Raw genomic sequence first — 25,617 nt, 5'->3', positions numbered from 1 at the left:
GGCGCGCACGGCTCGCGCGCCGCCGGCATCGCCTGCCGAATCAATCGAGAAACAGCGCGGCGCGCGTCTTCAGCGCCGCGCTGAAATCGTCGAGCCAGCCGATCGACAGGCGCCAGCTCTGCCAGTAGAGATCGATGTCGACGGTGCGCCCGCGCGACATGTCCACGAGCTCACCCGCCGCCAGCTGGCGATCGACCATCCGGTCCGGGCACATCCCCCATCCCAATCCCGTTTCGCATGCGCGCAGATAGCCTGCCACGTGCGGTATCCAGTGCTGCGGCGGATCGAGATCCGCGCGTGTCACGCGCCGGATGAAACGCGCCTGCAGCCCGTCCTTCGGATTGAACATCACGCACGGCGCGCGGCGCAGCGCGTCGCGCGTGATGCCCGCGTTGAAATAGCGGTCGTAAAACGCCGGCGAGCACACCGCGCGATAACGGATGCGGCCGAGCCGTTCCGACCGGCATCCCTGGATCGGCTCGGCCTGCGCGGTCACGGCGCCCTGCACGCTGCCGTCGCGAATGCGCGACGCCGTGTAATCCTGGTCGTCGATCACGAGGTCGAGCAACGTCTCGCGCTCGGTGCAGAACGGCCCGACCGCATCGATGAACCACGTCGCGACGCTGTCGTCGTTGACGGCCACGCGCAGCGTCGGCCACGCGCTCGCGATCTGGCCCGGCAGCGCCGGCATCCGGCCGCCCAGTTCGGCCTCGAGCAACTGCACGCGTTCGGTATGCCGGCACAGCAGCGCGCCCGACGTCGTCGCGACGCACGGCTGCCCGCGCTTGACGAGCACGCTGCCGACGCGCTCCTCCAGCAGCTTCACGCGCTGCGACACGGCCGACGGCGTGACATTCAGCTCCTTGGCCGCCCGTTCGAACGAACCATGCCGGATCACGGCCGCGAGGGCATCGAGCAACGCGTAGTCGAGCATTAGATTTCCTTAATCCGCATTAGGTGAATTAGCTTCTCTTATCTTCATGCTGACCGCAGACTAGCGCTACCCGATTCATTCGTCTACTGCCCGTCCCGCTGCCCATCATCATGAACTGGCTCGCTTTTTCCCACGGCGCCGCCCTGTGCGGATCGCTCATCGTCACCATCGGCGCGCAGAACGCGTTCGTCCTCCGCCAGGGCATCATGCGCGCGCACGTCGGCAAGATCGTGCTGCTGTGCGCGCTGTCCGACATGATCCTGATCGGCGCGGGCGTCGGCGGCGCATCGGTGCTCGTCGAACGCTATCCGGCCTTCGTCCATGCGGTGCTGTATGTCGGGCTCGCGTATCTCGCCTGGTTCGGCATCAACGCGCTGCGCCGCGCGTTCAAGCCGGGCCACGCCACGCTCGACGTGCGCGGCGACGCGGTCGCGCCGCCGTCGCAGGGCGGGCTCGCGATCGTGCTGATGACGCTCGCGTTCACGTGGCTCAACCCGCACGTGTATCTCGACACGTTCCTGCTGATCGGCACGGCCGGCGCACGCGAACCGGAAGGCGCACGGCTCGCGTTCGCGATCGGCGCGATGACGGTCAGCGTCGTGTGGTTCCTCGGGCTCGGCTACGGCGCGCGCCTGCTGGCGCCGTGGTTCCGCAAGGCCGTCGCGTGGCGCGTGCTGGACGGCGCGATCGGCGGCATGGTGCTGTTTCTCGCGGCGGTGCAGTTGCGCTGACGGCTCCCCCTCGGACGGGCGGCCGACTGCCGCCCGTCTTTCCCACCGCGCCGGCACCCCGCCCGCGCAGCCTGCCTCCTCGTCGCCCCCGCCGCCGTAAAAAATTCGCTCCCGATCGAACGCAGCCGCACGAAACGCTCACGTAACGGACGGCGCATCCGCCATCTGCCGCGAGCCATCCATCATCGCGGCGACGCACCGGCTGCACGAACCGGAGCGATCGGCGAGAATGTCCTGTGTCCCGCGACAACGGCGGAACCGCATCGCGCACGCCGCCGTCCCGCCGCATTCGTATCGCCCCATCCGCAGTTCAATCCCGTCACCCGCAGTTATCGGAGAGGAACATGGCATACCGCACCCTCGGCACATCGACCATCCAGGTTTCGCCGCTCGCGTTCGGCGGCAACGTCTTCGGCTGGACCGTCGACGAAAGCACGTCGTTTTCGCTGCTCGACGCGCTCGCCGACACCGGCATCAACTTCATCGACACGGCCGACGTCTATTCGGCCTGGGTCCCCGGCAACAGCGGCGGCGAATCGGAAACCATCATCGGCAAGTGGCTCAAGCGCTCCGGCAAGCGCGAGCAGGTCGTGATCGCGACCAAGGTCGGCCTGCTGGCCGCGCGCGCGGGGCTGACGAAGGACAACATCCTGAAAGCCGTCGACGATTCGCTCGGCCGCCTGCAGACCGACCATATCGACCTGTATTTCTCGCATCGCGATCTCGCCGATACGGCCCCGCTCGAGGAGACGCTCGGCGCGTATCAGACGCTGATCGACGCCGGCAAGGTGCGCATCATCGGCGCGTCGAACTACAGCGGCGCGCGCCTGCGCGAAGCCGCCGCGATCAGCCAGCGCGACGGGCTGCCCGCATACCAGGTGATCCAGCCCGAGTACAACCTGATCGACCGCGCCGGTTACGAACGCGATCTCGAGCCGGTCGTGCGCGACCTGAAGCTCGGCGTCGTCAACTACTACGCGCTCGCGAGCGGCTTCCTGTCGGGCAAGTACCGCAGCGAGGCCGACCTGAAGAAGAGCGTGCGCGGGGATCGTGTCGCCGGCTATCTGAACGAACGCGGCCTGCGCATCCTCGCGGCCCTCGACGCCGTGTCGGCGAAGCACCGCACGCAGCCGGCCGCGATCGCGCTCGCGTGGCAGATCGCGCGGCCGACGATCACCGCGCCGATCGCCAGCGCGACGTCGCTCGCGCAGCTCGACCTGCTCGGCGAGGCGATCCGCCTGCAACTCGATCAGGACGATATCCGCCAGATCGACGAGGCCAGCGCGCCCTGAGACCCGTCGCGGCAGCAGGCCGGCTGGAGAAGTCGCGCGGTTGCACGGCCGGCCTGTGTCATATGTGCATCCGTTTCGCCGTCCGTGCGGAGGCGGGCAATCGCGGAATGACGGATGGATACAATGGCGAGCATCCCACGCACCCGGACCGCCGATGAACCGCATCCCGCGCCGCGCCCGATTCTCCCGCCCGCTCGCCGCGGCGATCGCCGCGCTGCTCGCCTGCGCGCCGGCCGTGTCCGTCGCCGGCTGGTACGAAATCGCGAACTACACGGGCACGATCGGCCACGCACCCGTTCACGTATCGCTGCAGACCTACGACGCCATCAACCGCAACGACGCAGGCCGCTGGCGCGTCGACGGCAGTTATTACTACGACGCGCATCGCAAGCCGATCCCGTTGCAGGGTCGGCGCACGCCCGACGGCCGCATGACGTTGTGCGAAGCATCGCAGCCCGCGTCGACGGCCGACTCGCCGGTCGTGCCGGCCGCGTCGCCGACGCGGCCGAAGCCTTGCCCGATCGCGCTGAACCTCGCCGGCAAAACGGTGACCGGCACGTGGGACGACGGCCGCCACACCTTCCCGATCACGCTGAACGAAGTCGGACGGCTGAACGACAACGACCAGGATCATCTCCAGCTCGACGGCGTGGTCGATATCCCGATGTGGTATCGCACCAGGACGCACATGCTGGTCGGTGTTTATGCGCTGTCCGACACGTGCGGCATCGCGATGCGGTCGCTGCGCGCCGTGAACATCGCGACCGGCCGCGCCGACCGCACGATCGCGCTCGGCTGCGACGCGGGGATGCTGATGACGTCGATCTACGCGAACGTCACCGACGCACGGCGTGCCGGCTACGTGAGCGTCGCGTTCCGCGGCGGCAAGATGGGTGACGAGCGGGACGTGCCGCTCGGGCTGCCCTCGTCTTCGTCGAAGTGAGCCCGCGCCGGCTGCCCGAAAATCACGGCCGTGTCTTGACTCGTACGGCCGCTTCCGTTGACTCGGCCGGACATCGATCGCGCAACCGCCCGCCGCGCCCCGCTGCAAGGGCGTGACGCGCCGGCCCCGGGTCTTTCACGGATTGACCGCGCCGTTCGACGTGCCCGAGACTGCGCCGCTCGGGCGGTCATTGGGAGAACGTCATGCCGGATACCAGCACGGAGATCGCCACGGTCTCGACGCGCGCCGTACGCGGTGCCGAGCGCGTCGACTTCTGGGTCGACCATGTCGCGCGCACGCTCGTGCGGATCGAATGCAGCGGAAAGTCGTCCGAAGGCATCGATGCGTCGATGCGCACGCGCGATCTCGGGCTGTTCCGCGCATGCGACATCGTCGCGAACCGGCATGCGGTCGTGCGCACGCCGCACAACATCCACACGGATCAGCGCGACGCCATCTTCATCTGCCTGATGCACGCGGGGCAGGGCTATACGTTCCAGGACGTCGACTGCATGCAGCACGCGCCCGGCGACCTCGTGCTGTACGACACGTCGATGCCGTACGGTCACGGCTTTCCGGCCGACATGGCGATGACCGTGCTCGACGTGCCGCGCGACGTGTTCGAAGCGCGCGTCGGCCCGTGGCGCTACCGCAGCCTCGTCAAGATCGATCGCGACGACGGCGTGACGTCGTGGGCCGTGCGGCAGGTGGTCGGGCTGCTCGCCGCGCCGCACGAGCCGACGCCCGACGCGCGCGAACGGCGCGCCGCCGCGCTCCTCGATCTCGTGCAGTCGATGCTGCGGCTGCGCGACGGCGACACGTCGCCGACCAAGTCGACCGTCCACACGCTGTCGCGCGCGAAGGCCTTCATCGACAGCCATCTCGCCGACGACGATCTCGACAGCCAATCGGTGAGCCGGGCGATCAACCTGTCGCCGCGCCAGCTTGCGCGCGTGTTCGAGATCGAAGGGATGCCGCTCACGCGCTACATCCTCGCGCGGCGGCTCGAACGGTGCCGTGCCGACCTGCGCGACCGGTCGCTGAAGCACCTGACGGTCAGCGAAATCGCGTTCCGCTGGGGCTTCAACAACAGCGCGCACTTCAGCCGCAGCTACCGCGCGCGATTCGGCGAGACGCCGAGCGCGTCGCGCGCACCCGCCGACGCCCGCTAGCGCCCGTTCGCGCCGCCACCCGCCGCCGTGTCCGGGCGAGGCAAGCACGGCGGCCGTCCCGGTCAAATAGGGCCGCAACCCGTTCGCTAAGCTGGCTTCCTGCGCGGCGGCACGCGTTCCGCCGCCCGACAACAAGGAGAAGAAGCGGGATGGAGACGTACGACCACATCGTCGTCGGCGGCGGTTCGGCCGGCTGTACGGTCGCGCATCGGCTGGTGACGGCCGGCAGGCGCGTACTGCTGCTCGAGGACGGCCCGAAGGACGACAGCCTGTTCATCCGGATTCCGGCGACGTTCATCCGCGTGCTCGGCACACGGCGCACGGTCACGTTCGAGAGCGAGCCGCAGCCCGGCGCGGCCGGCCGCAAGACCTATGTGCCGCAGGGCCGCACGCTCGGCGGCGGCAGTTCGGTCAACGCAATGCTGTACGTGCGCGGCACGCGCGACGACTACGACGACTGGGCCGCGCTCGGCTGCACGGGCTGGAGCTGGGACGACGTGCTGCCCGTGTTCAAGCGCGCCGAATCGCACCTGCGGCTGTCCGAGCCGTTCCACGGCACCGACGGGCCGTTGAAAGTCGGCGACACGCGCTTCCGGCATCCGCTGAGCCTCGCGTTCGTGAAGGCGGCGCAGGAAACCGGCATCGCGTACAACGACGACTTCAACGGCGCCGCGCAGCACGGCGTCGGCTTCTATCACACGACGATCTTCGACGGGCAGCGCGGCAGCACCGCGGCCACCTATCTCGCCGAGGCGCTCGCCCATCCGAACCTGCGCGTGCTGACCGGCTGCCGCGTGACGCGCATCCGGTTCGACGGGCGGCGTGCCGCCGGCGTCGAATGGCGCACCGAAGGCGGCGCAACGGGCGCGGCCGCCGCACGCGCCGACGTCGTGCTCGCGGCCGGCGCGCTGAGCACGCCGAAGCTGCTGATGCTGTCGGGCATCGGGCCCGGCGCGCACCTGCGCGCGCACGGCATCGACGTGCTGCACGACAGCCGTGACGTCGGCGCGAACTATCAGGATCATCTCGAGGTGTCGATCTACGGCCGCAGCCACGCGCCGGTCAGCCTGCTCGGCGAGGATCGCGGGCTGAAGGCGCTGCGGCACGGGCTGCAGTGGATGCTGTGCCGCACGGGCCTGCTGACGTCGAACGTGGTCGAATCGGGCGCGTTCGTCGATACGACGGGCGGCGGCCGCCCGGACATCCAGTTCCACGTGCTGCCGACGCTCGTCGGCGACGTCGACCGCGCGCCGCTGCCCGGCCACGGACTGTCGATCAACCCGTGCCTGCTCAGGCCGCGCTCGCGCGGCTCCGTGCAACTGCGCGGCAACGATCCGGCCGCGCCGATCCTGTTCGACAGCGGTGCGCTGTCGGATCCGGCCGATGTCGACGGCCTCATGCGCGGTGTCGCGCTCGCGCGGCGGATCATCCGCGCACCGTCGCTCTCGCGCATCGTCCGCGAAGCCGAGACGTTGAGCGACGCGACGCTCGCCGATTACGTGCGGCGCCGCGCGAAAACCGTCTATCACCCGGCCGGCACGTGCCGCATGGGGAACGACGACGAGGCGGTCGTCACGCCGCACCTCAACGTGCGGGGCGTCGACGGATTGCGGATCTGCGATGCCTCGGTGATGCCGCGCATCGTGTCCGGCAACACGAACGCGCCGACGATCATGATCGCGGAGCGCTGCGCCGAGTTCATGCTGGCGGAGTGACGCGGCGCGCGTGCGGCATGCGGCACCGCGCCGAAAACAAAAGCGGCGCGTGACCCACGCGCCGCCGAACCTGCGAAAGCCGGGCCTCAGCCCCCGGCCGCACGCGCCGCATCGCGCAGCGCCATCGGCGACGCGCCGTAGCGCTCGCGGATCGCGCGGCTGAAGTGCGCCTGGCTCGAAAACCCCCAGCGAAACGCGATCTCGCCGATGCTCGTCTTGCGCAGCCGCGCGTCGGTCAGCTCGCGATGCGCGTGCGACAGCCGCTCCGACCAGATGTGCTGCGTGATCGACTCGCCTTCGGCCGCGAAGAGCCGGCCCAGATGCCGCAGCGACAGCCCGACCGCGTCCGCGACGGCCTGTGGCCCGAGTTCCGGCTCGCCGAGATGCGTCGCGATGTACTGCTTCGCGGTCAGCAGGTACGACAGCGATGCACGCGACGCGCCCGCGCCGTTGACTTCCGTGTCGATGAGTTCCGCGATCAGCGTGCGCGTATGCTCGACGAACCGCGCGGCATCGTGCGCCACCGGATCCTTCATGAAACGCTCGACGCTCGCGCGCAACGTCGCGCCGAGCATCGCGCCCGCGCCCGGTTTCGGCGCGATCCGCAGCGGCAGCGCGGCCAGCTCCGCGTCGAGCCGCTCGTCGAACGACGTGACCGGCATGTCGATCAGCAGCTGCCGCATCGGCGTCAGGAATCCGAACAGATAGGGCACGCGCGTGTCGTAGACGACGACATCGCCGGCTTCCGCGAGCAGGCACCGGTCGCGCTGGATGAAATACGCGCGCCCGCTCAGGATCTGGCACGCGAACAGCGATTCCTTCGGCAACTGGCGCACCAGCGCGGGGCTGCGCTCGATCACGTGATCCTGACCACTGATGTCGGCGATGCCGAGGCCCGGCAGCGCGATGTCGGTCTTCTCGACCTCGAGCCCGGCCGGCGACAGCGACGAGCAGCGCAGCCCGACCAGCGTCGCCGCATTGAACGCATCCCAGTACGCCATCCTGTCGCGCGCCGGCACGTCGGCCGTCGAGCCTCGCGTGCGTGAAAAAACGGTCGAATTCGTCACGTCGCCTCCTGCGGGCGCCCGCCGCGCGGAGCGGCACGGATTGGGGGATGGTTCGTCTGGATTTTGGTGCGATGCAATGTCCGGCGCGGTCAAGCAATTCGTCCAGCCCAGTCAAGAGCGGCGCGCACCGGCTGGCTAAAGTCGAGCCCACGACAACCCATAGAAGGAGACAAACCGTGGTCGACCAAGCCGTATCCGAATTCTGGCAAAACATTCCGGCGATTGCCAATCCGTTCAAGCCCGATGCGCTGCCCGAAGCGTACATCCCGAACGCGGCCACCGACGACGAACGCTATTACGTTCCGTTCACCGAAACGGTTTCGTCCCGGCCGCTGTGGATCTCGCCGTCGCAGAACAAATGGTGCGACATCCTGATGGCCAAGGAAGCCGGGCTCGTGAACCGGCACTATCACCCGCACGAAGTGTTCGCGTACACGCTGTCCGGCAAATGGGGCTACCTGGAACACGAATGGACCGCGACGAAGGGCGACTTCGTGTACGAAACGCCCGGCGAAGGCCACACGCTCGTCGCGTTCGATCACCCCGAGCCGATGCGCGCGTTCTTCATCGTCAAGGGGCCGCTGATCTGGCTCGACGACGAAGGCAACCCCGACGGCTACTTCGACGTGCATTCGTACATCGCGATGTGCAAGGCGCATTACGAGAAGGTCGGCCTCGGCGCGAAAGCGATCGAGAAGCTGTTCCGCTGACGCACGACGAGGCACCCCATGACATCCCCGTCTTCCTCCCGGTCCCCCTGGACGTACGAGAACAGGCTGCTGCTGATCCTGTTCATGACGTTCGGCTTCGTCTTCTTCGACCGCCTCGCGCTGTCGTTCCTGTTCCCGTTCATGTCGGCCGAGCTGCACCTGACGAACACGCAGCTCGGCATGGTGTCGTCCGCACTGGCGCTCACGTGGGCGCTGTCGGGCGCCGCGACCGGCGCATGGTCCGATGCGCGCGGCACGCGCAAGCCGCTGCTGATCGCCGCCGTGCTCGGCTTTTCCGTGTGCTCGGCACTCTCCGGGCTCGTCGGCGGCTTCGCGAGCCTGATCGCGTTCCGCGCGCTGATGGGCATTGCGGAAGGCCCCGTGCTGCCGCTGTCGCAATCGCTGATGGTCGAAAGCTCGACGCCGAGCCGCCGCGGCTTGAACATGGGCCTGCTGCAGGGTTCGGCCGCCGGCCTGCTCGGCGCGATGATCGGCCCGCCGGTCGTGATCGGCATCGCCACCGCGTACGGCTGGCGCGAGGCGTTCTACGTGTCGTGCATCCCGGGCTTCCTGATCGCGTTCTGCATCTGGCGCTGGGTGCGCGAAGTGCCGCCCGGCGGCGCGCGGCACGTGCAGGCCGACGACACCGGCGCGCCGGCCGCGAGCGGCGCGGCGATCAACCGCTGGGCGCTGCTGAAGGAACGCAACATCCTGCTCTGCGTGCTGATCAGCTGCTTCTTCCTCACGTGGTTCGTCGTGATCATCTCGTTCGCGCCCGTCTTCCTCGTGGAAAGCCGCCACCTGTCGCCGTCCGACATGGGCATCGTGATGACCTGCCTCGGCGCCGCGTGGGTGTTCTGGGGCTTCGCGGTGCCGGCGATCTCCGACCGGATCGGCCGCAAGCCGACGATGATCGTGTTCGCGCTGATCGCGGCCGTGTGCCCGCTGGTGATGATCCATGTCGGGTCGGTCTGGGCGCTCGGTGCGCTCGTGTTCGTCACCTATACGGGCCTCGGCTGCTTCACGCTGTTCATGGCGACGATCCCGGGCGAAACGGTGCCGCCGCGCGCGATCGCCAGCGCGCTCGGGCTGATCATGGGCGCCGGAGAGTTGATCGGCGGCTTCGTCGCGCCGACTGTCGCAGGCTTTGCCGCGGACAAGTATGGCCTCCAGTTCGCGATGTGGACGTCGGCGACCGGCGCGATCCTCGCGTGCGTGCTGTCGTTCGGCCTCGTCGAAACCGCGCCGGCCGTGCTGCGCAAGCGCGCGCTCGCCGGTGCCGCCGCCAGCCGCCTCGACACGCCAAACCTCGGAGGGCGCTGACATGCGGGCACTCCAATGGCATGGCCCGCGCGACGTCCGTCTCGTCGACATCGACACGCCGCGCGTCGGCCCCGGCGACGTACGCATCGCGATCGCGTATTGCGGGATCTGCGGCAGTGACCTGCACGAATATGCGGACGGCCCCCACGCGATTCCCGTCGACGCGCCGCACCCGCTGTCGCGCCGCACCGCGCCGCTGACGCTCGGCCACGAGTTCTGCGGCACCGTCGTCGAAGTCGGCGAAGGCGTGACGGCGCTGCGCGCGGGCGACCGCGTCGCGGTCGAGCCCGAGTACCGCTGCAGCCAGTGCGCGTACTGTCGCGCCGGGTCGTACAACCTGTGCGTGTCGATGGGCTTCGCCGGGCTGATGGGCGACGGCGGGATGGCCGACTTCGCGGTCGTGCCGGCCTACATGCTGCATCGCCTGCCCGACGGCGTGAGCCTCGAGCAGGCCGCGGTGATGGAGCCGGCCGCCGTCGCGCTGCATGCGCTGCGGCGCGGCGCACTGCGGCTCGGCGAGACCTGCGCGGTGTTCGGGCTCGGACCGATCGGCCTGCTGCTGATCATGCTCGCGAAGCTGCAGGGTGCGACGACGATCGTGGCCGTCGACGTGTCGCCCGAGCGGCTCGCGGCCGCCACGCGCGTGGGCGCGACGCATGCGTTCGACGCGCGTGCGCTCGACGCCGGCACGTTGCAGGATGCAATCCGCACGGCGACAGGCGGGCTCGGCGTCGATGCGAGTTTCGAGGCGGCCGGGCTGCCGGCCACGTTCGAGTCGGCGATGCAGGCGCTACGCAAGGGCGGCCGCCTCGTGATGGTCGGCCTGATGCCGCATGCGGGCTTCGACGCGTTCCGCGCGGTCAACGACGAGCTGACGTTCACCGCGAGCGTCGGTTACCGACACGCGTACGAAGACCTGCTGCGCATCGTCGCGTCGGGCGCGCTCGATCTCACGTCGATCGTCACGCGCACGGTGTCGCTCGAGGACGCCGTCGCCGACGGCTTCGATGCGCTGCTCGCCGACCGCACGCAGATCAAGATTCTCGTTTCACCCGCGCAACGGCCCGCCCGTCGCGCCCATCTCACCGGGAGTGCCGAGCATGAGTCGTCAGTGGGCGTTTGAAGGCCAGTCCGTCGTCGTGACGGGCGGCACGTCGGGCATCGGCGCGCGCACCGCGTTGCGGTTCGCGCAAGCCGGCGCGTCGGTCGTCGCACTCGGGCTCGACGCCGCCGGCCCGCATGCGCCCGTGCATGCGGGCATCCGCTGCGTGGCGCTCGACGTGACCGACAGCGATGCGCTCGCGCGTACGATCGCGGCGCTGCCGCGGCTCGACGTGCTCGTCAACGGCGTCGGCATCAGCCGGCACGCGGACGAATACCGGATGGACCAGTTCGAGCTCGTGCTGAACGTGAACCTGACGTCGGTGATGCGCGCGTCCGACGCCGCCCGGCCGGCGCTGTCGGCACACGGCGGCAGCATCGTCAATATCGCGTCGATGTACACGTACTTCGGCAGCAAGGACCGGCCCGCGTACAGCGCGAGCAAGGGCGGCATCGCGCAGCTCACGCGCTCGCTCGCGCAGGCGTGGGCCGATCGCGGCATCCGCGTGAACGCGGTCGCGCCCGGCTGGATCGACACGCCGCTCAGTACCGGCCTGAAGGCCGACGCGCAGGCGTCGCGCCGCATCCTCGAGCGCACGCCGCTCGGTCGCTGGGGCACGGCCGACGAGGTCGCGGAAGTGATCCTGTTCCTCTGCTCGCCCGGCGCGTCGTTCGTGACCGGCGCGGTCGTGCCGGTGGACGGCGGGTACTCGACGGTCTAGCGCTCGGCGCGCGGGACATCGGCGGATTCGCGAAACCCGCCGATACCCGTCGCGCGGCCGGCTCTCTTCCGTTGCCGCCGAACCGGGATTCTCCCGGTTCGGGTTTGTTCATATCAATCAGTAGTCCGATCAAAAAATATCCGATCCGATCGGAAACATGTGAGGAGCACATTGGAGATGACGAAAAAGACCTTACTGGCACTCGCGGCCTGCACGCTTCCGGCTGCGGCGTTTGCACAGAGCAGCGTGACGATGTTCGGGCTGATGGACGCCGGCATCAGCTATGTCAGCAATCAAGGCGGCCACGGCGCCGCGAAATTCGACGACAACATCTTCTTTCCGAACCTGCTCGGCTTCGAGGGCAAGGAGGATCTCGGTGCGGGCACGCGCGCGATCTTCCGGCTCGTGAACCAGTATTCGCTCGGCAACGGCTCGATCATCGGCGGCGGGCTGTTCGCGCGCACCGCCTACGTCGGGCTGCAGAACGACCGGTACGGCACGCTGACGCTGGGCAACCAGTACGAGTTCATGGTCGATTCGCTGGCCGCCAGCGGCAACGAGATCGCGCAGGATCTCGTCGGCCTGTACGGCTTCCGCAACGGACCGTTCGACAAGCTCGCGCTGCCGAACAACCCGACGGGCGCGTTCGACTGGGACCGCGTCGCGGGCAGCAATCGCGTCGCGAATTCGGTCAAGTACACGAGCCCGTCGCTGTCGGGCCTGACCTTCGGTGCGCTGTACGGCTTCGGGAACGTCGCGGGGTCGATCGGCGCGAACAACACGGTCAGCGTCGGTGCGAGCTACGACAACGGCCCGTTCGGCGCGGGCGCGGCCTATACGAACCAGAAATACGGCGCCGTCGGCGGACTGCCGCCCACCAGCGTGCGCAACTGGGGCGCGGGCCTGCATTACACGGTCGGCACGGTCACGGGGAAGGCGCTCTTCACGACCGTGCACAACGCGCAGAACGGCGCGGGCGCATGGTCGGCCGAAGCCGGTGCCGCATGGCACCCGTCGCCCGCCTGGGTCGTCGGCGCGAGCTATACCTACATGAAGGGCAACGACACGCTCGACAACGCGCATGCGCATCAATTCCTGGCCGCCGTCCAGTACTGGCTGTCGAAGCGCACGATGGTGTATGTCGCCGGCGTGCATCAGCGCACCGGCCACGGCAGCAACGCGCAGATCAACGGCGTGATGGATGCGGACGGCGCATCGAGCGGCGCCCGGCAGTCGATCGCGCGGATCGGGTTCAGTACGCGGTTCTGACAGCTGGGGCTGGAGGGGGAAGCTGCCCCTTCCGTCTGCCGTGAAAATACGGTGCAACGGCAAGCGACGCATGCATCGGGAATAAATCCGGCCCGGTCCCGGTCCATCGGGTGTCGCCACGCCGTTCGCTGCGCCGGACGCGCGGGTGCGCGGCACCCTACCCGAATCTGCGAGACCGCTCATGTCACAGCCCAACCACGCCGCCTACGCACGCTTCGCGATCGCCATGCACGGGTCGATCGCGATCCTGATCCTGTTGAACCTCTCGATCGGACTCTACATGGATACGTTTCCGCACAACTCGCCGCAGTTCAACGGCATCCTGTTCTATCACGCGTCGATCGGCAGCCTGATCTTCATGCTGACCGTGCCGCGCCTCGCCTGGCGCGCGACGCACACCCCGCCGCCACTGCCGGACAACGTCCCGGCCTGGCAGGCGCGGATCGCCGGTGCGTTGCACGGCGTGCTGTACCTGCTGCTGCTTCTCGTGCCGCTGACCGGCTCCGTGCACCGCCTCGCCGGTGCGCACGCGGTCAGCTTCTTCGGCATCACGGACCTGCCGATGCTCGTCGGCCGCGACGAACCGTTGCGACTCCTGACCGATACGCTGCATCGCGCGCTGGTGCTGACGCTCGGCCTGCTGCTGGCCCTGCACGTCGGCGCCGCGATGAAGCACAAGTTCGTGGATCGCGACGGGGTGGCGGAGCGGATGGGCATCTGAAGGAAACGGGCACACGCGCCGGCCCGCGGCGCGTCGTTCGGCTGCCGCTCACCGCGCACCGCAGCGATTCCGGTGGACGATCTCGGGATCGACGCTCACGCGCCCCGGCGAGATCCGCATCATCACCAGCTTGGCATCGCCGCCCGGCGTCGACCACAGGCTCACCTGCGTCAGGTCGGTCCCGTTCGACGACCTCAGCCAGCGCACCATGCGGACCTGATCGGGAAAGCAGGTCGTCGCGCCTTCGTTGTCTTCGACGATGGTCCCGTACGCTTTCAGCGTCGCACGCATCGCGTCGGCCGCGTCGTCGTAGATCGCGTCGAACGCCTGCGCGTTGAAGCGCTGCACGACCAACGCTTCCGCCCGAAGCGCGGCCTGCCTGTCGTCGGCGTAGTAGCCGAAGTGGATGCGCATGCCGAGCGCGAACCATGCGACGCCCGCCAGCGCAACCAGCGCCAGCGCGACCTGCCACGTACGGTTCGCGGCTTTCGATCCCATGGTCGGCGACCTCTTACGAGACATCGGCGCCGTCGTGCATGTCACGCGGCGCCGCACCGGTAGTCAACACGCGCGAATCCTCGATGCGCTGCCTGGCCTCGGCGACGATACGCAACGATTCGCGGACGAATGCGTCATCCGCGGCCGCCTCGAGCAGCAGCGCGTCGGCGCGTTGACGCCGGTCTTGGCGTGGATTGTGCGGCAGGATGAACGTCATTCGAATTTTCCAGGGCGCGGAAAGCGAGAGCCGCTTCTCAAGCGCGCTCGTCCGGGCGAGCGCGCCGATTGTCGCCACTGAGTGCACGGACCACAACACACCGGCATCGGAATTGACCATTGTTGACATGGGCGACGGTGCGGGAGGTCATCGCGCGATGCACGGCGTCCCCCTCACAGACCCAATCCAACCCCAAATAAATCCCCTTGACGCCCTATCTTTCGATATATATCTTTAGATATGTTTTTCGACATATAGGACAGGATCATGCGACACAATCACTTCCGCGGCCATGACCGTTGCGACGGTCATGGTGCGCATGCCCGCCCCGACTGGTTCGCCGGTCTCTGGTACGCGATCGGCCGCCACCGCCGCGGCCACGACATGTTCGGTGGCGGCCCGTTCGGCGGCCGGGGCGGCCGGGGCGGCTTTGGCGATTTCGGCGACGACGGTATGCCGCGCGGCCGCCAGTTCAGCTCGGACGATCTCCAGTTGCTGCTGCTCGCGCTGGTCGCCGAACAGCCGAGCCACGGCTACGAGCTGATCAAGGCGCTCGACACGCGTTCCAACGGTTTCTACAGCCCGAGCCCCGGCATGGTGTATCCGGCGCTCACGTATCTGGAAGAAGTCGGCTTCGTCGCATCGCAGGCGGAAGGCAACCGCAAGCGTTATGCGCTGACCGACGCCGGCCGCGCGCATCTCGATGCGCAGCGCGAACGCGTCGACACGCTGTTCGCTCGCCTCACGCACCTCGCACGCAAGATGGAATTCATGCGCCGCGCGTTCGCCGGGGAATCGGCGGGCAACGACGCACCGGACGAATCGCAGGCCGGCTGGCTGCCGGAGTTCGTCGAGGCGCGCCTCGCGCTCAAGCGGGCGCTGCTGCACAAGAGCGCAGCCGACGCCGACGAACAACGCCGCATCGCGGCCATCATGCGCCGTGCGACGGCCGAAATCGAAGGCGGCTCCGGCGCGTGATCCGCGCCGCCCCGTCAAACCTCAAGGAGAACGGATTGATGCAGAACCTATCCGAGCGCACCGTGACCCGCGTGCGCCATACCCTCAAGTTCCGCCTGCTGCAGGTCCTGCGCGTGCGTGCCGTGACGCCGCACCTGCTGCGCGTCACGCTCGGCGGCCCCGATCTCGCGGATTTCGAGTCCGCGTCGTTCGACGATCACGTGAAGGTGTTTTTCCCCCCGCCCGGTGCGGAACGGCCCGCGATGCCGACGCTCGGCGCGAACGGCCCCGAGTTTCCGGAAGGCGAACCGAAGCCGGTCGCGCGCGACTTCACGCCGCGCCGCTTCGATCGCGCCGCCCGCGAGCTCGATCTGGAATTCGTGCTGAACCATCCGGGCCCCGCGTCGCAATGGGCCGCGCAGGCACGTGTCGGCCAATGGCTCGGCATCGGCGGCCCGCGCGGTTCGTTCGTCGTCCCGACCGGTTTCGACTGGCATCTGCTGATCGGCGACGATACGGCGCTGCCGGCCGTCGCGCGGCGTCTCGAGGAATTGCCGGCCGGTGCGCGTGCGGCCGTCGTGCTGGAAGTCGCCGATCGTGCCGCGCAAATCTCGTTCGACACGCGCGCCGACGTGCATGAAGTCTGGCGCTTCCGCGCCGAAGCCGACGCGGCGAACGGCGATGCGCTGTTGGATGCCGTCCGCGACCTGCCGTTGCCGTCGTCCGGCGACGGCTACGTGTGGGCGGCCGGCGAAGCGCTGTCGATGCGGGCGGTCCGCCAGCACCTGACCGGCGAGCGCGGCGTCGACAAGTCGCGCATCCGCGCGGCGGCCTACTGGAAGCGCGGCGCGGCAGCCGTGCACGAAACGCTGGAAGACTGACGGGGGCGGGTACCCGGTAAACGGGCACCCGGTCGACCGGCGGATGACACAATCGTGGCGTCCGCGCACCAGCGGGCTTGGCACCGGTATCGCGGCTGGTATATATCTGTATCTGCGACGCCGCTGTCAGGCGACAGCCGCCGCAGCCCGCCCAGGAGCGCCCGGTCATGACAAAAGAAAGCCACGCTTCGCCTTTCCTTCGCCACCTGAAGATCGTCGGCTATTGCGGCCTCGCCGCGGTAGTGCTCGCACTGTTCGTCGCGATGTGCGCGATCCTGAAGGAAAGCGCCCTCGAGCGCGATGCCGCTCAGCACCCGACCGATACGTCCGAACTGCACGATGCGGGCGGCGGCCCGTCCGCCTCGGCCGATTCGGCCAAGACACCCGGCTGACGGCGTCCTGCCCGATTTCCGTTCATTCAGGGCGCGTGCCGGCGCCCCATCACGACCGCGTGTACCGAATCGCCGATCCGTTCGAGCAGCGCGATCGCGCGTTGCCCGCACAGGTGCGCGGCCAACGCGCCGGCCGTACCGACCAGCACGCCGCCTGCCATGTCGAACGGCCAGTGCACACCCGCATACACGCGCCCCCATGCAATCACCACGGCCAGCGCGACCATCACGAACCCGGTGACGCGGGTCGTGCCGCCGAGCATCAGGCCGACCGCCATGCTCCACGCAAACGTCATGTGATCGCTCGGAAACGAGCTGTCCGGCGCGTGCGGAATCAGTTGCGTGCCGACGCCGGCCATGAACGGGCGCGGCGAGAACCAGACATGCCCGATCACTTGCGCGAGCACGAGCGCCACGCAAACGCCGACGCCGGCTTCGATTGCCTGGCGTCGTGTCGGGCGCGCGCCGAAGATCCAGGTGAGCAGCAGCATCGCCGGCAGCACATAGACCAGCCAGTCGGCAGCGAAGATCGCGAGGCGGGCGACGCCCGGCTGCGGCGCAACCCCGGCGTTGAGGGCGGAAAAGAGGGTGAGATTGAGGTTCTGCATGAATCCGGTTGCGTGGGGCAAAAAAACGACCGGTTGCCCGGCCTGATACGAACGATGCTAGGGCGCGCCCGCTTAAGCGATGCTTAATGCGTTCGCCGCCGGGGCGAAGGCCGCCGCGGCGAACGCACTTAGAGCATGCACCGCAACACAAGTTCACACAATTGTCATATTCCCGCGCGACCGTCTCCCGCAAAGGCTCACCCCGCCTCCCGAAAAGGCTCACCTTTTTCACATCGTGGTGTCATCGGCGCGTGCGACCATCGGACCGCCGGGCGCCTTCCCCGCCGTTGGTATCGTTCATCTCAATATTTACGCCGCAAATCATTCGAAATCGGCAACAATTAATTCCAGATGCGGCATCGCACAACGGCAACGCACAGGCATACGATTACGAGCACTCATCCACGAAGCGATCAACAACAAGGAGTCCGCATGAAAGCCAGCGATGTCCGATCGAAAGCGTTTGCGATGCCGTTGACCAGCCCTGCCTTCCCGATGGGTCCGTACCGTTTCGTCGATCGTGAGTTTCTGATCATCACGTATCGCACCGATCCGGACCGTCTCCGTGAAATTGTCCCCGAGCCGCTGCAGGTTACCGAGCCGCTCGTGCATTACGAATTCATTCGCATGGCCGATTCGACCGGTTTCGGCGACTACACCGAAAGCGGCCAGGTCATCCCCGTCGAATACAACGGCCAGCCGGGCGGCTATACGCTCGCGATGTATCTCGACGATCACCCGCCGATCGCCGGCGGCCGCGAGCTGTGGGGCTTCCCGAAGAAGCTCGCGTCGCCCACGCTGCACGTGAACACCGATCACATCCTCGGCACGCTCGACTACGGCAAGGTGCGCGTCGCCACCGGCACGATGGGCTACAAGCACAAGGAACTCGACATCGACGAGCAGGCGAAGCGGCTCGCCGGCCCCAATTTCCTGCTGAAGATCATCCCGCACGTCGACGGCACCGCGCGCGTCTGCGAACTCGTGCGCTATTACATGCAGGACATCAAGATGAAGGGCGCGTGGACGGGCCCCGCGTCGCTCGAACTGGCGCCGCATGCGCTTGCGCCCGTGGCCGACCTGCCCGTGCTCGAAATCGTCGAGGCCCGGCACCTGGTCGCCGATTTGACGCTGGGCCTCGGCGAAGTCGTCTACGATTACCTGGCCAAGTAACACGTCCGCAGTCCTTTCTCCCTGTCAAACCTTTCATCACGGGAATTCGAACATGAGCAACCTGAATGGCAAGACCGCAGTCGTCACGGGCGCCGCGAGCGGCATCGGCAAGGAAATCGCCCTCGAGCTCGCCAAGGCGGGCGCGGCCGTCGCGATCGCCGACCTGAACCAGGACGGCGCGAACGCGGTCGCCGACGAGATCAACAAGGCGGGCGGCAAGGCGATCGGCGTCGCGATGGACGTGACGAACGAGGACGCCGTGAACAGCGGCATCGACAAGGTTGCCGAAACGTTCGGCTCGGTCGACATCCTCGTGTCGAACGCCGGCATCCAGATCGTCAACCCGATCGAGAACTATTCGTTCTCCGACTGGAAGAAGATGCAGGCGATCCACGTCGACGGCGCGTTCCTGACGACGAAGGCCGCGCTCAAGCACATGTACAAGGACGATCGCGGCGGCGTCGTGATCTACATGGGTTCGGTGCACTCGCACGAAGCGTCGCCGCTGAAGTCGGCGTACGTGACGGCCAAGCATGGCCTGCTGGGCCTCGCCCGCGTGCTGGCGAAGGAAGGCGCGAAGCACAACGTGCGCTCGCACGTCGTGTGCCCGGGCTTCGTGCGCACGCCGCTGGTCGACAAGCAGATTCCGGAGCAGGCCAAGGAGCTCGGCATCAGCGAAGAGGAAGTAGTGAAGAAGGTGATGCTCGGCAACACGGTCGACGGCGTGTTCACGACGGTGCAGGACGTCGCGCAGACGGTGCTGTTCCTGTCGGCGTTCCCGAGCGCCGCGCTCACGGGTCAATCGTTCATCGTCAGCCACGGCTGGTTCATGCAATGAAGCCGCACGCCCGCACGGAAAAGCAGGCCGTCGATGCGGCGGACCTGCAACACGAAGCCGGCGCGCCGGCCCCCGCGCGATCGCTGCCGTACGAAACGATCGCGCTCGTCCTGCAGGGCGGCGGCGCGCTCGGCGCGTACCAGGCCGGCGTGTTCGAAGGACTGCATGAGGCGGGCGTTCCGCTCGACTGGATCGCGGGCATCTCGATCGGCGCGCTGAACACCGCGCTGATCGCCGGCAATGCGCCCGAGCATCGCGTCGAGCGCCTGCGCGAGTTCTGGGAAACGATCTGCCAGCCGGCATTCTTTCCGACGGTTCCGGCCGCGTTCGAATTCGCGCTGTTCAACAGCATCGACCAGATCCGCACGTTCTTCACGGCGTCGCAGGCGGCCAGCGCGATGATGCAGGGCCAGCAAGGCTTCTTCGTGCCGCGCTTTCCGCCGCCGCTGCCGGGCGTGTCCGACCATCCCGAGAAAATCAGCTGGTACGACACGTCGGCGCTGCGCACGACGCTGCTGAAACTGTGCGATTTCGACCGGATCAATTCGGGCGAGACGCGCGTGTCGGTCGGCGCGGTCAACGTCGGCACCGGCAACTTCGTGTACTTCGACAACTCGCGCATCCGCCTCGCGCCCGAGCACTTCATGGCGTCCGGTGCGCTGCCGCCCGCGTTCCCGCCCGTCGAGATCGACGGCGAGTATTACTGGGACGGCGGCGTCGTGTCGAACACGCCGCTGATGGAAGTGCTCCGCGCCCGGCCGCGCCGCGACACGCTCGCGTTCCAGGTCGATCTGTGGAGCGCACGCGGGCCGCTGCCGCGCACGATGGCCGACGTCGCCGAACGCACGAAGGACGTACAGTATTCGAGCCGTACGCGTTTCGTCACCGACACGCTGCAGCGCGAACAGCGCTATCGCAACGTGCTGCGTCACGTGCTCGAACAAGTGCCGGAAGAGCAGCGCAAGAACGACCCGTGGTGCGTCGAGGCAGAAGCGATGTCGAGCGGGAAGAAGTACAACATCCAGCACCTGATCTACCAGCAGAAGGCGTACGAACATCACTACAAGGACTATCAGTTCGGTCTGTCGACGATGCGCGACCATTGGTCCGCGGGGCTCGACGACATCCGCAAGACGCTCGCGGTGAAGGACGGCCTCGCGCTGCCCAACAACGACGCGGGCTTCGTCACGCACGACATTCACCGCCGCCGGTAATGCCGTGTACGGCGGCCCGGCGCGATGCATGCGCCGGGCCGTTCTCCTTTCAGATTCACCATGCCGATTTTCATTGCACTGTTCGCGCTCATCGCGATTGGATGGGGCGCGGTTCACCTGTTTCACGTCATCGCCGCGCAGTTCGGCCAGCCGGTCGCGATCGCGGCCGCCGTGCTCGCCGCCGCCATCGCGATCGCACGGGTCGCGTGGTGGATCAAGCGCCGCCGCGACATCGCACCGAATACGAAGGAAGAGGGCTGGACGCACATCGTGCATCGCGCGTGGGGCGAGTTGCGGCTGTCCGCGACGCAAGGGCTGCTCTGGCTGTCGCACGACGGCGCCGACGGTCGTTATACGCTGTCGCAGCTCGACGGCTGCCAGGCTGCCCCGATCGGCGGCCGCTGGCATCTCGTCGTACGTGTGCGCGACGCCGGGCGCGGCGAATGGAAGCTGCCGATGACGGACAAGCGCGACGCGCAGCGCTGGGCACGCGTGCTGATGCTCGCGAAGGACAACCGGCTCTGAACAATGCGCGCCCGGCGCGCGCGGGCAACCGCGCCGCGATCCGCTATCGCGCGCCGACCGCCCGCAGCGCATCGAGCACGTGCTGCGTCGCTCGTTCGACGGGGCCGGCCCGATGGGCAATACCCAGTTCGCGCCACAACGCCGGGCGCAGCGGCCGCATGACGATGCGCGCATCCGGCAGCGGCGCCCCGGCCTCGTGCGGCAGCAGCGTCGCCCCATAACCCGCGGCGACCAGGCTCTTGATCGCATCGTTGTAGTTGAGCTCGATCCGCGGCTCGGGCCGATAGCCGCCGAGCGCGAACCATTCCGTCGTGAGCCGTGACAGGCGCGTGGTCGCATCGTTGAGAATCAGCGGACGCGCCGCCAGATAGGCCGGCGTCACACGCGCCGGAAGCCGCCAGTCCGCGGGCAGGAAAGCCATCACCGGATCGCGCCGCCATGCGCGGATCGACAGCCCCGCGACCGGCGCCTGCGGCAGCGCCACCAGCCCGACGTCGAGCGTGCCCTGCGCGATGCGCGCCAGCGTGTCCTGCGACGTGAGCACCGCGATCTGGACGTCGATATCCGGATGCTGTTCGCGCAGCCGCGCCACCGCCTGCGGCAACAGGTGCGCGATCGCCCCGGTCGATGCGCCGAGGCGTACCCGCCCGGTCAGCCCCTGCACCTGTCGCTGCACGTCGTCCAGCGTGGCCTCGACCTCGGCCAGCAGACGCCGCGCCCGCTCCACCAGCACTTCACCGATCGTCGACGGCCGCACGTTTCCGCGCGTGCGGGACAGCAGCGGCGCGCCGACGCGGCTTTCGAGCTCGGCGATATGAAGACTGACGGTCGGCGGCGCGAGATGAAGCCATTGCGCCGCCGCGACGAAGGATCCCTGGTCGGCAATCGCGACCAGCGTACGCAGGCGATCGAGACTGATCTCGCGCATCAAGCACCTCTCGTTCAGAAAAGCTGAATCGGATAGTCAGTAAATTCAACTTTTCCTATTCTAGGCGTTCGATGGACGATACGGCTTTCCCCCGACGACCGAACGCGAGGAACACGACCATCATGCGCTTTCCCACTGTCTTCATCGACGGCGACCAGGGCACGACCGGACTGCTGATTCACGAGCGCCTGCGCGACCGCGCCGACGTGCGGCTGCTCACGCTGCCGGCTGCCGAACGCAAGGACCCCGTACGCCGCGCCGACGCGCTCAACGCGTGCGACATCGCGATCCTGTGCCTGCCCGATGCGGCCGCGCGCGAAGCGGTCGGTTTCATCCGGAACCCGGCGGTACGCGTGATCGATGCGAGTTCCGCTCACCGCACGCAGCCCGAATGGGTCTACGGCTTTCCCGAGATGGCCGACGGACATGCGCACCACATCGCGCAAGCGAAGCGCGTCACCAATCCGGGCTGCTATCCGACAGGCGCGATCGGCCTGCTTCGCCCGCTGCAACAGGCCGGCCTGCTGCCGCACGACTACCCGGTGAGCATTCATGCGGTTTCCGGTTACTCGGGAGGCGGACGGGCGGCCGTCGAAGCATTCGAATCGGGTGATGCCGCCGCACGCGGGCGGCCGCTGCAGGTGTACGGCCTGGCACTCGAGCACAAGCATGCGCCCGAGATCCGGCTGCACGCCGGGCTCGCACACCGCCCGTTCTTCGTGCCGGCCTACGGTGCCTACCGGCAAGGTATCGTGCTCACCATACCGATCGCACTGCGCTTGCTGCCGGCCGGCGTGACCGGTGAGCGGTTGCATGCGTGTCTCGCGCACCATTACGCCGGCGCGCGTCACGTCGACGTCACGCCGCTTGCCGAGGCGCGCGCGATCACGCATCTCGATCCGCAAGCGCTGAACGGCACCAATGACCTGCGGCTCGGCGTATTCGTCAACGAGGACCACGGTCAGGTGCTGCTGTCCGCCGTGTTCGACAATCTCGGCAAAGGGGCATCCGGTGCAGCCGTACAGAATCTCGACCTGATGCTCGGTGCGTCGAGCGCAGCGTGATTCGCTCGCGGGCATCGTCGAAGGCCTGCCCGCCAGGCCGATCGGCGTCGCGTCCAGCGCTGCGCCGGTGCCTGCGCACGCCCCCCGTAAAAGCTCACCTTTAGCCGATTTCAGGCCGTATCGCCACCCGCCGCGGCATTCAGGCCGGCCAGCGTCTCCGCCAGAAAATCCACGCACACGCGCACCTTCGCCGACGCCGCCACACGTTCCGGATACACGGCCCAGATGTTCGCGGGCTGAATCGCGTCCGGCAGCACGCGACACAGTTCACCGCGTTCGATCAGCGGCGCGGCCTCCCAGATCGAGCGCAACACGATCCCGCGCCCGGCAAGCGCCCATTGCACGGCCACCTCGCCGTGGTTCGTCGACAGCGCGCCGCCGACCTTCACCGTGACCGTCTCGCCGCGCACGTTCAGTCGCCATACACCCAACGGATGATCGCGCTCCTTGATCGCCAGACAGTCGTGCGACGCGAGATCCGCGAGCGAGCGCGGCGTGCCGCGTCGTGCGAGATAGTCGGGCGACGCGCACAGCACGCGATGGTTCGCGGCGAGGCGGCGCGCGATCAGGTGATCGGCGATCTCGTCGCCGATGCGCACGTCGAGGTCGTAGCCTTCGCCCGCGACATCGACGAGCCGGTCGAACAGATCGAGCCGCACGTTCAGTTGCGGGTAGCGCGCGCTGAAGTCGAGCAGCGCCGGCGCGATGACATGCCGGCCGAAACCGAAGCTGCTCGAGATGCGCAGCGTGCCGCGCGGCACCGTGCGCGTGGTCGACACGTCCTCGACGAGATGATCGACGTCGTCCAGAATCTTCTCGGCACGCGCGAACACGCGTTCGCCGGCTTCCGTAACCGTCACGCGGCGCGTCGAGCGATGCAGCAGGCGCGTACCGAGCTGCGCCTCGAGCAGCGCGATGCGCTTGCTGACGTACGCGGGCGACACCGCGAGCTGCTCGGCGGCCGCGCTGAAGCTCGTCAGGCGGACGACCAGGCTGAACACGCGCAGGTCGTCGAGATTCGGTGATTTGTTCACGATTCGTGGAAAGTCGATTAACCTTTCACACGATTCTAATCCGAATGGAAATAAATAGAATGACGTGACGGGCCGCCGCCTCCCTCGGCAGCCGGCCGACCAGCCAAGGAGATTTGCATGACCGACAGGACTTACAGAATTGCCGTGATTCCCGGCGACGGCATCGGCCGCGAAGTGATGCCCGAGGGCCTGCGTGCGCTCGCGGCCGTGACCGCGCGCTTCGGCATCCGCTTCGACTTCGTCGAGATCGACTGGGCGAGCTGCGACTACTACGCGCAGCACGGCAAGATGATGCCGGACGACTGGAAGGCGCAGCTGTCGGGCATGGACGCGATCCTGTTCGGCGCGGTCGGCTGGCCCGCAACGGTGCCCGATCACATCTCGCTGTGGGGCTCGCTGCTGAAATTCCGCCGCGAATTCGACCAGTACATCAACCTGCGGCCCGCGCGCCTGTTCGACGGCGTGCCGTCGCCGCTCGCCGGCCGCCGCCCGGGCGACATCGACTTCATGATCGTGCGCGAGAACACCGAGGGCGAATATTCGTCGGTCGGCGGCACGATGTTCGAAGGCACCGATCGCGAAGTCGTGATGCAGCAATCGATCTTCACGCGGCACGGCACCGAACGCGTGCTGAAATTCGCATTCGAGCTCGCGCAGCGGCGCGCGAAGCGCCTCACCGTCGCGACGAAGAGCAACGGCATCGCGATCAGCATGCCATGGTGGGATGCGCGCGCGGCCGACATGGCCGAACGCTATCCGGAGATCGCCGTCGACAAGCAGCACATCGACATCCTGTGCGCGCGCTTCGTGCTGCAGCCGGACCGCTTCGACGTCGTCGTCGCATCGAACCTGTTCGGCGACATCCTGTCGGATCTCGGGCCGGCCTGCACGGGCACGATCGGCATCGCGCCGTCGGCGAACCTGAACCCGGACCGCACGTTCCCGTCGCTGTTCGAACCCGTGCACGGTTCCGCGCCCGACATCACGGGGCAATACATCGCGAACCCGGTCGCGATGATCTGGTCGGCCGCGATGATGCTCGATTTTCTCGGTAACGGCGCGGGCCGCGAACGCGAAGCACACGACGCGATCGTCGCCGCGATCGAGGATGTGCTGCGCACCGGGCCGCGTACGCGCGATCTCGGCGGTGACGCAGGAACGCAGGCCGTGGGTGAGGCGATCGCCGCGCGGATCGCGGGCTGACGGTCATGCCCGGCGCGGGCCGGGCAGCACTTCGTGCATCCGTGCGCGGTGAGCAACACCCGATGCGTTCGCGCACTCGTGCAACCTCGCCGGACGCGTGCGCAACGAAGTCGATCCGATCGGTGAGTGGCACGTCACGCGCGCGCACACCGATCGGCGATGCCTGACCCGGTGAGATCGGTGAGATGCATCACGCGGCGGAACACACCGATGCGCATCGACGTGCCTGCGTCACCCGCGCCATGTCGCGTCGATCTGCGCGAAGTACACAGTCCGACGCGACATTTCACCTCCTCCCGAATAATCTCACCTCAGCGCATCGACTCCCGAATTTCCTCACCATTGAACCTCGGCGAGGCGTGCGGCGTTCCGCCGAGTCGACACG

General features: G+C 67.9%; 27 protein-coding genes. 20 read left to right on the top strand and 7 right to left on the bottom strand.

Annotated features, from left to right (window positions below; genetic code table 11):
* Positions 1 to 40: 40 nt before the first annotated feature.
* The gene (locus tag AC1VVG_RS20245; protein WP_175028894.1) at positions 41 to 934 is read right to left on the bottom strand and encodes a LysR family transcriptional regulator ArgP; all 894 of its coding nucleotides are present in this window, start codon (positions 932 to 934) and stop codon (positions 41 to 43) included.
* 110 nt (positions 935 to 1,044) lie between these two features.
* Between AC1VVG_RS20245 and AC1VVG_RS20240 the strand changes: the two genes are divergently transcribed.
* The 5 genes from AC1VVG_RS20240 to AC1VVG_RS20220 all read left to right on the top strand — a co-directional run bounded on the left by AC1VVG_RS20240 (position 1,045) and on the right by AC1VVG_RS20220 (position 6,787).
* Complete coding sequence (locus AC1VVG_RS20240; protein WP_069705957.1) at positions 1,045 to 1,665, top strand: LysE/ArgO family amino acid transporter; 621 nt, start codon at positions 1,045 to 1,047, stop codon at positions 1,663 to 1,665.
* Between the two features lie 344 nt (positions 1,666 to 2,009).
* Positions 2,010 to 2,957, top strand: coding sequence for an aldo/keto reductase (locus AC1VVG_RS20235; RefSeq protein WP_200086993.1), 948 nt, complete (start codon positions 2,010 to 2,012; stop codon positions 2,955 to 2,957).
* A gap of 154 nt (positions 2,958 to 3,111) precedes the next feature.
* Entirely contained in the window at positions 3,112 to 3,900 is a 789-nt protein-coding gene (locus AC1VVG_RS20230) for a hypothetical protein (protein ID WP_473375996.1), read from the top strand.
* Between the two features lie 203 nt (positions 3,901 to 4,103).
* Entirely contained in the window at positions 4,104 to 5,072 is a 969-nt protein-coding gene (locus AC1VVG_RS20225) for a helix-turn-helix domain-containing protein (protein ID WP_034189760.1), read from the top strand.
* Between the two features lie 149 nt (positions 5,073 to 5,221).
* Positions 5,222 to 6,787, top strand: coding sequence for a GMC family oxidoreductase (locus AC1VVG_RS20220; RefSeq protein ID WP_473375995.1), 1,566 nt, complete (start codon positions 5,222 to 5,224; stop codon positions 6,785 to 6,787).
* A gap of 86 nt (positions 6,788 to 6,873) precedes the next feature.
* Here the strand turns inward: AC1VVG_RS20220 and AC1VVG_RS20215 are convergent, their stop codons facing one another.
* Positions 6,874 to 7,854: a helix-turn-helix domain-containing protein gene (locus AC1VVG_RS20215; protein WP_034189762.1), complete on the bottom strand. Its 981-nt coding sequence runs from the start codon at positions 7,852 to 7,854 to the stop codon at positions 6,874 to 6,876.
* Positions 7,855 to 8,030: 176 nt separating this feature from the next.
* On the opposite strand from AC1VVG_RS20215, the gene AC1VVG_RS20210 reads away from it, so the two are divergent.
* The 6 genes from AC1VVG_RS20210 to AC1VVG_RS20185 all read left to right on the top strand — a co-directional run bounded on the left by AC1VVG_RS20210 (position 8,031) and on the right by AC1VVG_RS20185 (position 13,700).
* Entirely contained in the window at positions 8,031 to 8,564 is a 534-nt protein-coding gene (locus AC1VVG_RS20210; protein ID WP_473375994.1) for a 2,4'-dihydroxyacetophenone dioxygenase family protein, read from the top strand.
* A gap of 18 nt (positions 8,565 to 8,582) precedes the next feature.
* Complete coding sequence (locus AC1VVG_RS20205; protein ID WP_482836076.1) at positions 8,583 to 9,887, top strand: MFS transporter; 1,305 nt, start codon at positions 8,583 to 8,585, stop codon at positions 9,885 to 9,887.
* A gap of 1 nt (position 9,888) precedes the next feature.
* Entirely contained in the window at positions 9,889 to 11,010 is a 1,122-nt protein-coding gene (locus AC1VVG_RS20200) for a 2,3-butanediol dehydrogenase (protein WP_059556393.1), read from the top strand.
* A complete protein-coding gene (locus tag AC1VVG_RS20195; RefSeq protein ID WP_034189766.1) occupies positions 10,988 to 11,710 on the top strand; it encodes an SDR family NAD(P)-dependent oxidoreductase in 723 nt (240 codons plus the stop codon). The genes AC1VVG_RS20200 and AC1VVG_RS20195 overlap by 23 nt, the downstream gene beginning before the upstream one ends.
* Before the next feature lie 177 nt (positions 11,711 to 11,887).
* The gene (locus AC1VVG_RS20190) at positions 11,888 to 12,979 is read left to right on the top strand and encodes a porin (RefSeq protein WP_034189767.1); all 1,092 of its coding nucleotides are present in this window, start codon (positions 11,888 to 11,890) and stop codon (positions 12,977 to 12,979) included.
* Between the two features lie 181 nt (positions 12,980 to 13,160).
* Entirely contained in the window at positions 13,161 to 13,700 is a 540-nt protein-coding gene (locus AC1VVG_RS20185; RefSeq protein WP_482836075.1) for a cytochrome b, read from the top strand.
* 48 nt (positions 13,701 to 13,748) lie between these two features.
* Here the strand turns inward: AC1VVG_RS20185 and AC1VVG_RS20180 are convergent, their stop codons facing one another.
* Positions 13,749 to 14,198, bottom strand: coding sequence for a hypothetical protein (locus AC1VVG_RS20180; RefSeq protein WP_482836074.1), 450 nt, complete (start codon positions 14,196 to 14,198; stop codon positions 13,749 to 13,751).
* A 13-nt stretch (positions 14,199 to 14,211) separates the two neighbouring features.
* On the bottom strand, positions 14,212 to 14,415 hold the full coding sequence (locus AC1VVG_RS20175; protein ID WP_034189769.1) for a hypothetical protein: 204 nt from the start codon (positions 14,413 to 14,415) through the stop codon (positions 14,212 to 14,214).
* A gap of 267 nt (positions 14,416 to 14,682) precedes the next feature.
* On the opposite strand from AC1VVG_RS20175, the gene AC1VVG_RS20170 reads away from it, so the two are divergent.
* From AC1VVG_RS20170 to AC1VVG_RS20160, 3 genes are all read left to right on the top strand, one after another.
* Positions 14,683 to 15,393: a PadR family transcriptional regulator gene (locus AC1VVG_RS20170; RefSeq protein WP_226227126.1), complete on the top strand. Its 711-nt coding sequence runs from the start codon at positions 14,683 to 14,685 to the stop codon at positions 15,391 to 15,393.
* Positions 15,394 to 15,431: 38 nt separating this feature from the next.
* Positions 15,432 to 16,253: a siderophore-interacting protein gene (locus AC1VVG_RS20165; RefSeq protein WP_059556401.1), complete on the top strand. Its 822-nt coding sequence runs from the start codon at positions 15,432 to 15,434 to the stop codon at positions 16,251 to 16,253.
* A gap of 167 nt (positions 16,254 to 16,420) precedes the next feature.
* Positions 16,421 to 16,645 (top strand): hypothetical protein, encoded by a 225-nt coding sequence (locus AC1VVG_RS20160; RefSeq protein ID WP_034189771.1) that lies wholly within the window; start codon positions 16,421 to 16,423, stop codon positions 16,643 to 16,645.
* A 26-nt stretch (positions 16,646 to 16,671) separates the two neighbouring features.
* Here AC1VVG_RS20160 and AC1VVG_RS20155 read toward each other — a convergent pair whose 3' ends face one another.
* A complete protein-coding gene (locus AC1VVG_RS20155) occupies positions 16,672 to 17,253 on the bottom strand; it encodes an undecaprenyl-diphosphatase (RefSeq protein WP_049030290.1) in 582 nt (193 codons plus the stop codon).
* Between the two features lie 432 nt (positions 17,254 to 17,685).
* Here AC1VVG_RS20155 and AC1VVG_RS20150 point away from each other — a divergent pair, with 432 nt between their 5' ends.
* The 4 genes from AC1VVG_RS20150 to AC1VVG_RS20135 are packed head-to-tail and all read left to right on the top strand — an operon-like array spanning position 17,686 to position 21,003.
* Entirely contained in the window at positions 17,686 to 18,426 is a 741-nt protein-coding gene (locus tag AC1VVG_RS20150; protein ID WP_482836073.1) for an acetoacetate decarboxylase, read from the top strand.
* 52 nt (positions 18,427 to 18,478) lie between these two features.
* On the top strand, positions 18,479 to 19,264 hold the full coding sequence (locus AC1VVG_RS20145) for a 3-hydroxybutyrate dehydrogenase (protein ID WP_226252449.1): 786 nt from the start codon (positions 18,479 to 18,481) through the stop codon (positions 19,262 to 19,264).
* Complete coding sequence (locus tag AC1VVG_RS20140; protein ID WP_034187538.1) at positions 19,261 to 20,478, top strand: patatin-like phospholipase family protein; 1,218 nt, start codon at positions 19,261 to 19,263, stop codon at positions 20,476 to 20,478. The genes AC1VVG_RS20145 and AC1VVG_RS20140 overlap by 4 nt, the downstream gene beginning before the upstream one ends.
* A 60-nt stretch (positions 20,479 to 20,538) precedes the next feature.
* On the top strand, positions 20,539 to 21,003 hold the full coding sequence (locus AC1VVG_RS20135) for a signal peptide protein (protein WP_482836072.1): 465 nt from the start codon (positions 20,539 to 20,541) through the stop codon (positions 21,001 to 21,003).
* Positions 21,004 to 21,046: 43 nt separating this feature from the next.
* Here AC1VVG_RS20135 and AC1VVG_RS20130 read toward each other — a convergent pair whose 3' ends face one another.
* Positions 21,047 to 21,931: a LysR family transcriptional regulator gene (locus AC1VVG_RS20130; RefSeq protein ID WP_482836071.1), complete on the bottom strand. Its 885-nt coding sequence runs from the start codon at positions 21,929 to 21,931 to the stop codon at positions 21,047 to 21,049.
* Between the two features lie 122 nt (positions 21,932 to 22,053).
* Here AC1VVG_RS20130 and argC point away from each other — a divergent pair, with 122 nt between their 5' ends.
* A complete protein-coding gene (gene argC / locus AC1VVG_RS20125) occupies positions 22,054 to 22,995 on the top strand; it encodes an N-acetyl-gamma-glutamyl-phosphate reductase (RefSeq protein ID WP_482836070.1) in 942 nt (313 codons plus the stop codon).
* 110 nt (positions 22,996 to 23,105) lie between these two features.
* Here the strand turns inward: argC and AC1VVG_RS20120 are convergent, their stop codons facing one another.
* Positions 23,106 to 24,029, bottom strand: a complete 924-nt coding sequence (locus tag AC1VVG_RS20120; RefSeq protein ID WP_482836069.1) for a LysR substrate-binding domain-containing protein — start codon at positions 24,027 to 24,029, stop codon at positions 23,106 to 23,108.
* A 117-nt stretch (positions 24,030 to 24,146) separates the two neighbouring features.
* Between AC1VVG_RS20120 and AC1VVG_RS20115 the strand changes: the two genes are divergently transcribed.
* Positions 24,147 to 25,232: a tartrate dehydrogenase gene (locus tag AC1VVG_RS20115; RefSeq protein WP_034187543.1), complete on the top strand. Its 1,086-nt coding sequence runs from the start codon at positions 24,147 to 24,149 to the stop codon at positions 25,230 to 25,232.
* The last annotated feature ends 385 nt before the right edge of the window (positions 25,233 to 25,617 follow it).

This window comes from Burkholderia sp. L-4 (assembly GCF_056856535.1).
This window is presented reverse-complemented; position numbering and strand designations above follow the sequence as displayed.

Excerpts from the sequence above, each read along its gene's own strand:
- AC1VVG_RS20245 (WP_175028894.1), bottom strand. The coding sequence starts at position 934 with ATGCTCGACTACGCGTTGCTCGATGCCCTCGCGGCCGTGATCCGGCAT.
- AC1VVG_RS20240 (WP_069705957.1), top strand. The coding sequence starts at position 1,045 with ATGAACTGGCTCGCTTTTTCCCACGGCGCCGCCCTGTGCGGATCGCTC.
- AC1VVG_RS20235 (WP_200086993.1), top strand. The coding sequence starts at position 2,010 with ATGGCATACCGCACCCTCGGCACATCGACCATCCAGGTTTCGCCGCTC.
- AC1VVG_RS20230 (WP_473375996.1), top strand. The coding sequence starts at position 3,112 with ATGAACCGCATCCCGCGCCGCGCCCGATTCTCCCGCCCGCTCGCCGCG.
- AC1VVG_RS20225 (WP_034189760.1), top strand. The coding sequence starts at position 4,104 with ATGCCGGATACCAGCACGGAGATCGCCACGGTCTCGACGCGCGCCGTA.
- AC1VVG_RS20220 (WP_473375995.1), top strand. The coding sequence starts at position 5,222 with ATGGAGACGTACGACCACATCGTCGTCGGCGGCGGTTCGGCCGGCTGT.
- AC1VVG_RS20205 (WP_482836076.1), top strand. The coding sequence starts at position 8,583 with ATGACATCCCCGTCTTCCTCCCGGTCCCCCTGGACGTACGAGAACAGG.
- AC1VVG_RS20200 (WP_059556393.1), top strand. The coding sequence starts at position 9,889 with ATGCGGGCACTCCAATGGCATGGCCCGCGCGACGTCCGTCTCGTCGAC.
- AC1VVG_RS20195 (WP_034189766.1), top strand. The coding sequence starts at position 10,988 with ATGAGTCGTCAGTGGGCGTTTGAAGGCCAGTCCGTCGTCGTGACGGGC.
- AC1VVG_RS20190 (WP_034189767.1), top strand. The coding sequence starts at position 11,888 with ATGACGAAAAAGACCTTACTGGCACTCGCGGCCTGCACGCTTCCGGCT.
- AC1VVG_RS20185 (WP_482836075.1), top strand. The coding sequence starts at position 13,161 with ATGTCACAGCCCAACCACGCCGCCTACGCACGCTTCGCGATCGCCATG.
- AC1VVG_RS20180 (WP_482836074.1), bottom strand. The coding sequence starts at position 14,198 with ATGGGATCGAAAGCCGCGAACCGTACGTGGCAGGTCGCGCTGGCGCTG.
- AC1VVG_RS20175 (WP_034189769.1), bottom strand. The coding sequence starts at position 14,415 with ATGACGTTCATCCTGCCGCACAATCCACGCCAAGACCGGCGTCAACGC.
- AC1VVG_RS20170 (WP_226227126.1), top strand. The coding sequence starts at position 14,683 with ATGCGACACAATCACTTCCGCGGCCATGACCGTTGCGACGGTCATGGT.
- AC1VVG_RS20165 (WP_059556401.1), top strand. The coding sequence starts at position 15,432 with ATGCAGAACCTATCCGAGCGCACCGTGACCCGCGTGCGCCATACCCTC.
- AC1VVG_RS20160 (WP_034189771.1), top strand. The coding sequence starts at position 16,421 with ATGACAAAAGAAAGCCACGCTTCGCCTTTCCTTCGCCACCTGAAGATC.
- AC1VVG_RS20155 (WP_049030290.1), bottom strand. The coding sequence starts at position 17,253 with ATGCAGAACCTCAATCTCACCCTCTTTTCCGCCCTCAACGCCGGGGTT.
- AC1VVG_RS20150 (WP_482836073.1), top strand. The coding sequence starts at position 17,686 with ATGAAAGCCAGCGATGTCCGATCGAAAGCGTTTGCGATGCCGTTGACC.
- AC1VVG_RS20145 (WP_226252449.1), top strand. The coding sequence starts at position 18,479 with ATGAGCAACCTGAATGGCAAGACCGCAGTCGTCACGGGCGCCGCGAGC.
- AC1VVG_RS20140 (WP_034187538.1), top strand. The coding sequence starts at position 19,261 with ATGAAGCCGCACGCCCGCACGGAAAAGCAGGCCGTCGATGCGGCGGAC.
- AC1VVG_RS20135 (WP_482836072.1), top strand. The coding sequence starts at position 20,539 with ATGCCGATTTTCATTGCACTGTTCGCGCTCATCGCGATTGGATGGGGC.
- AC1VVG_RS20130 (WP_482836071.1), bottom strand. The coding sequence starts at position 21,931 with ATGCGCGAGATCAGTCTCGATCGCCTGCGTACGCTGGTCGCGATTGCC.
- argC (WP_482836070.1), top strand. The coding sequence starts at position 22,054 with ATGCGCTTTCCCACTGTCTTCATCGACGGCGACCAGGGCACGACCGGA.
- AC1VVG_RS20115 (WP_034187543.1), top strand. The coding sequence starts at position 24,147 with ATGACCGACAGGACTTACAGAATTGCCGTGATTCCCGGCGACGGCATC.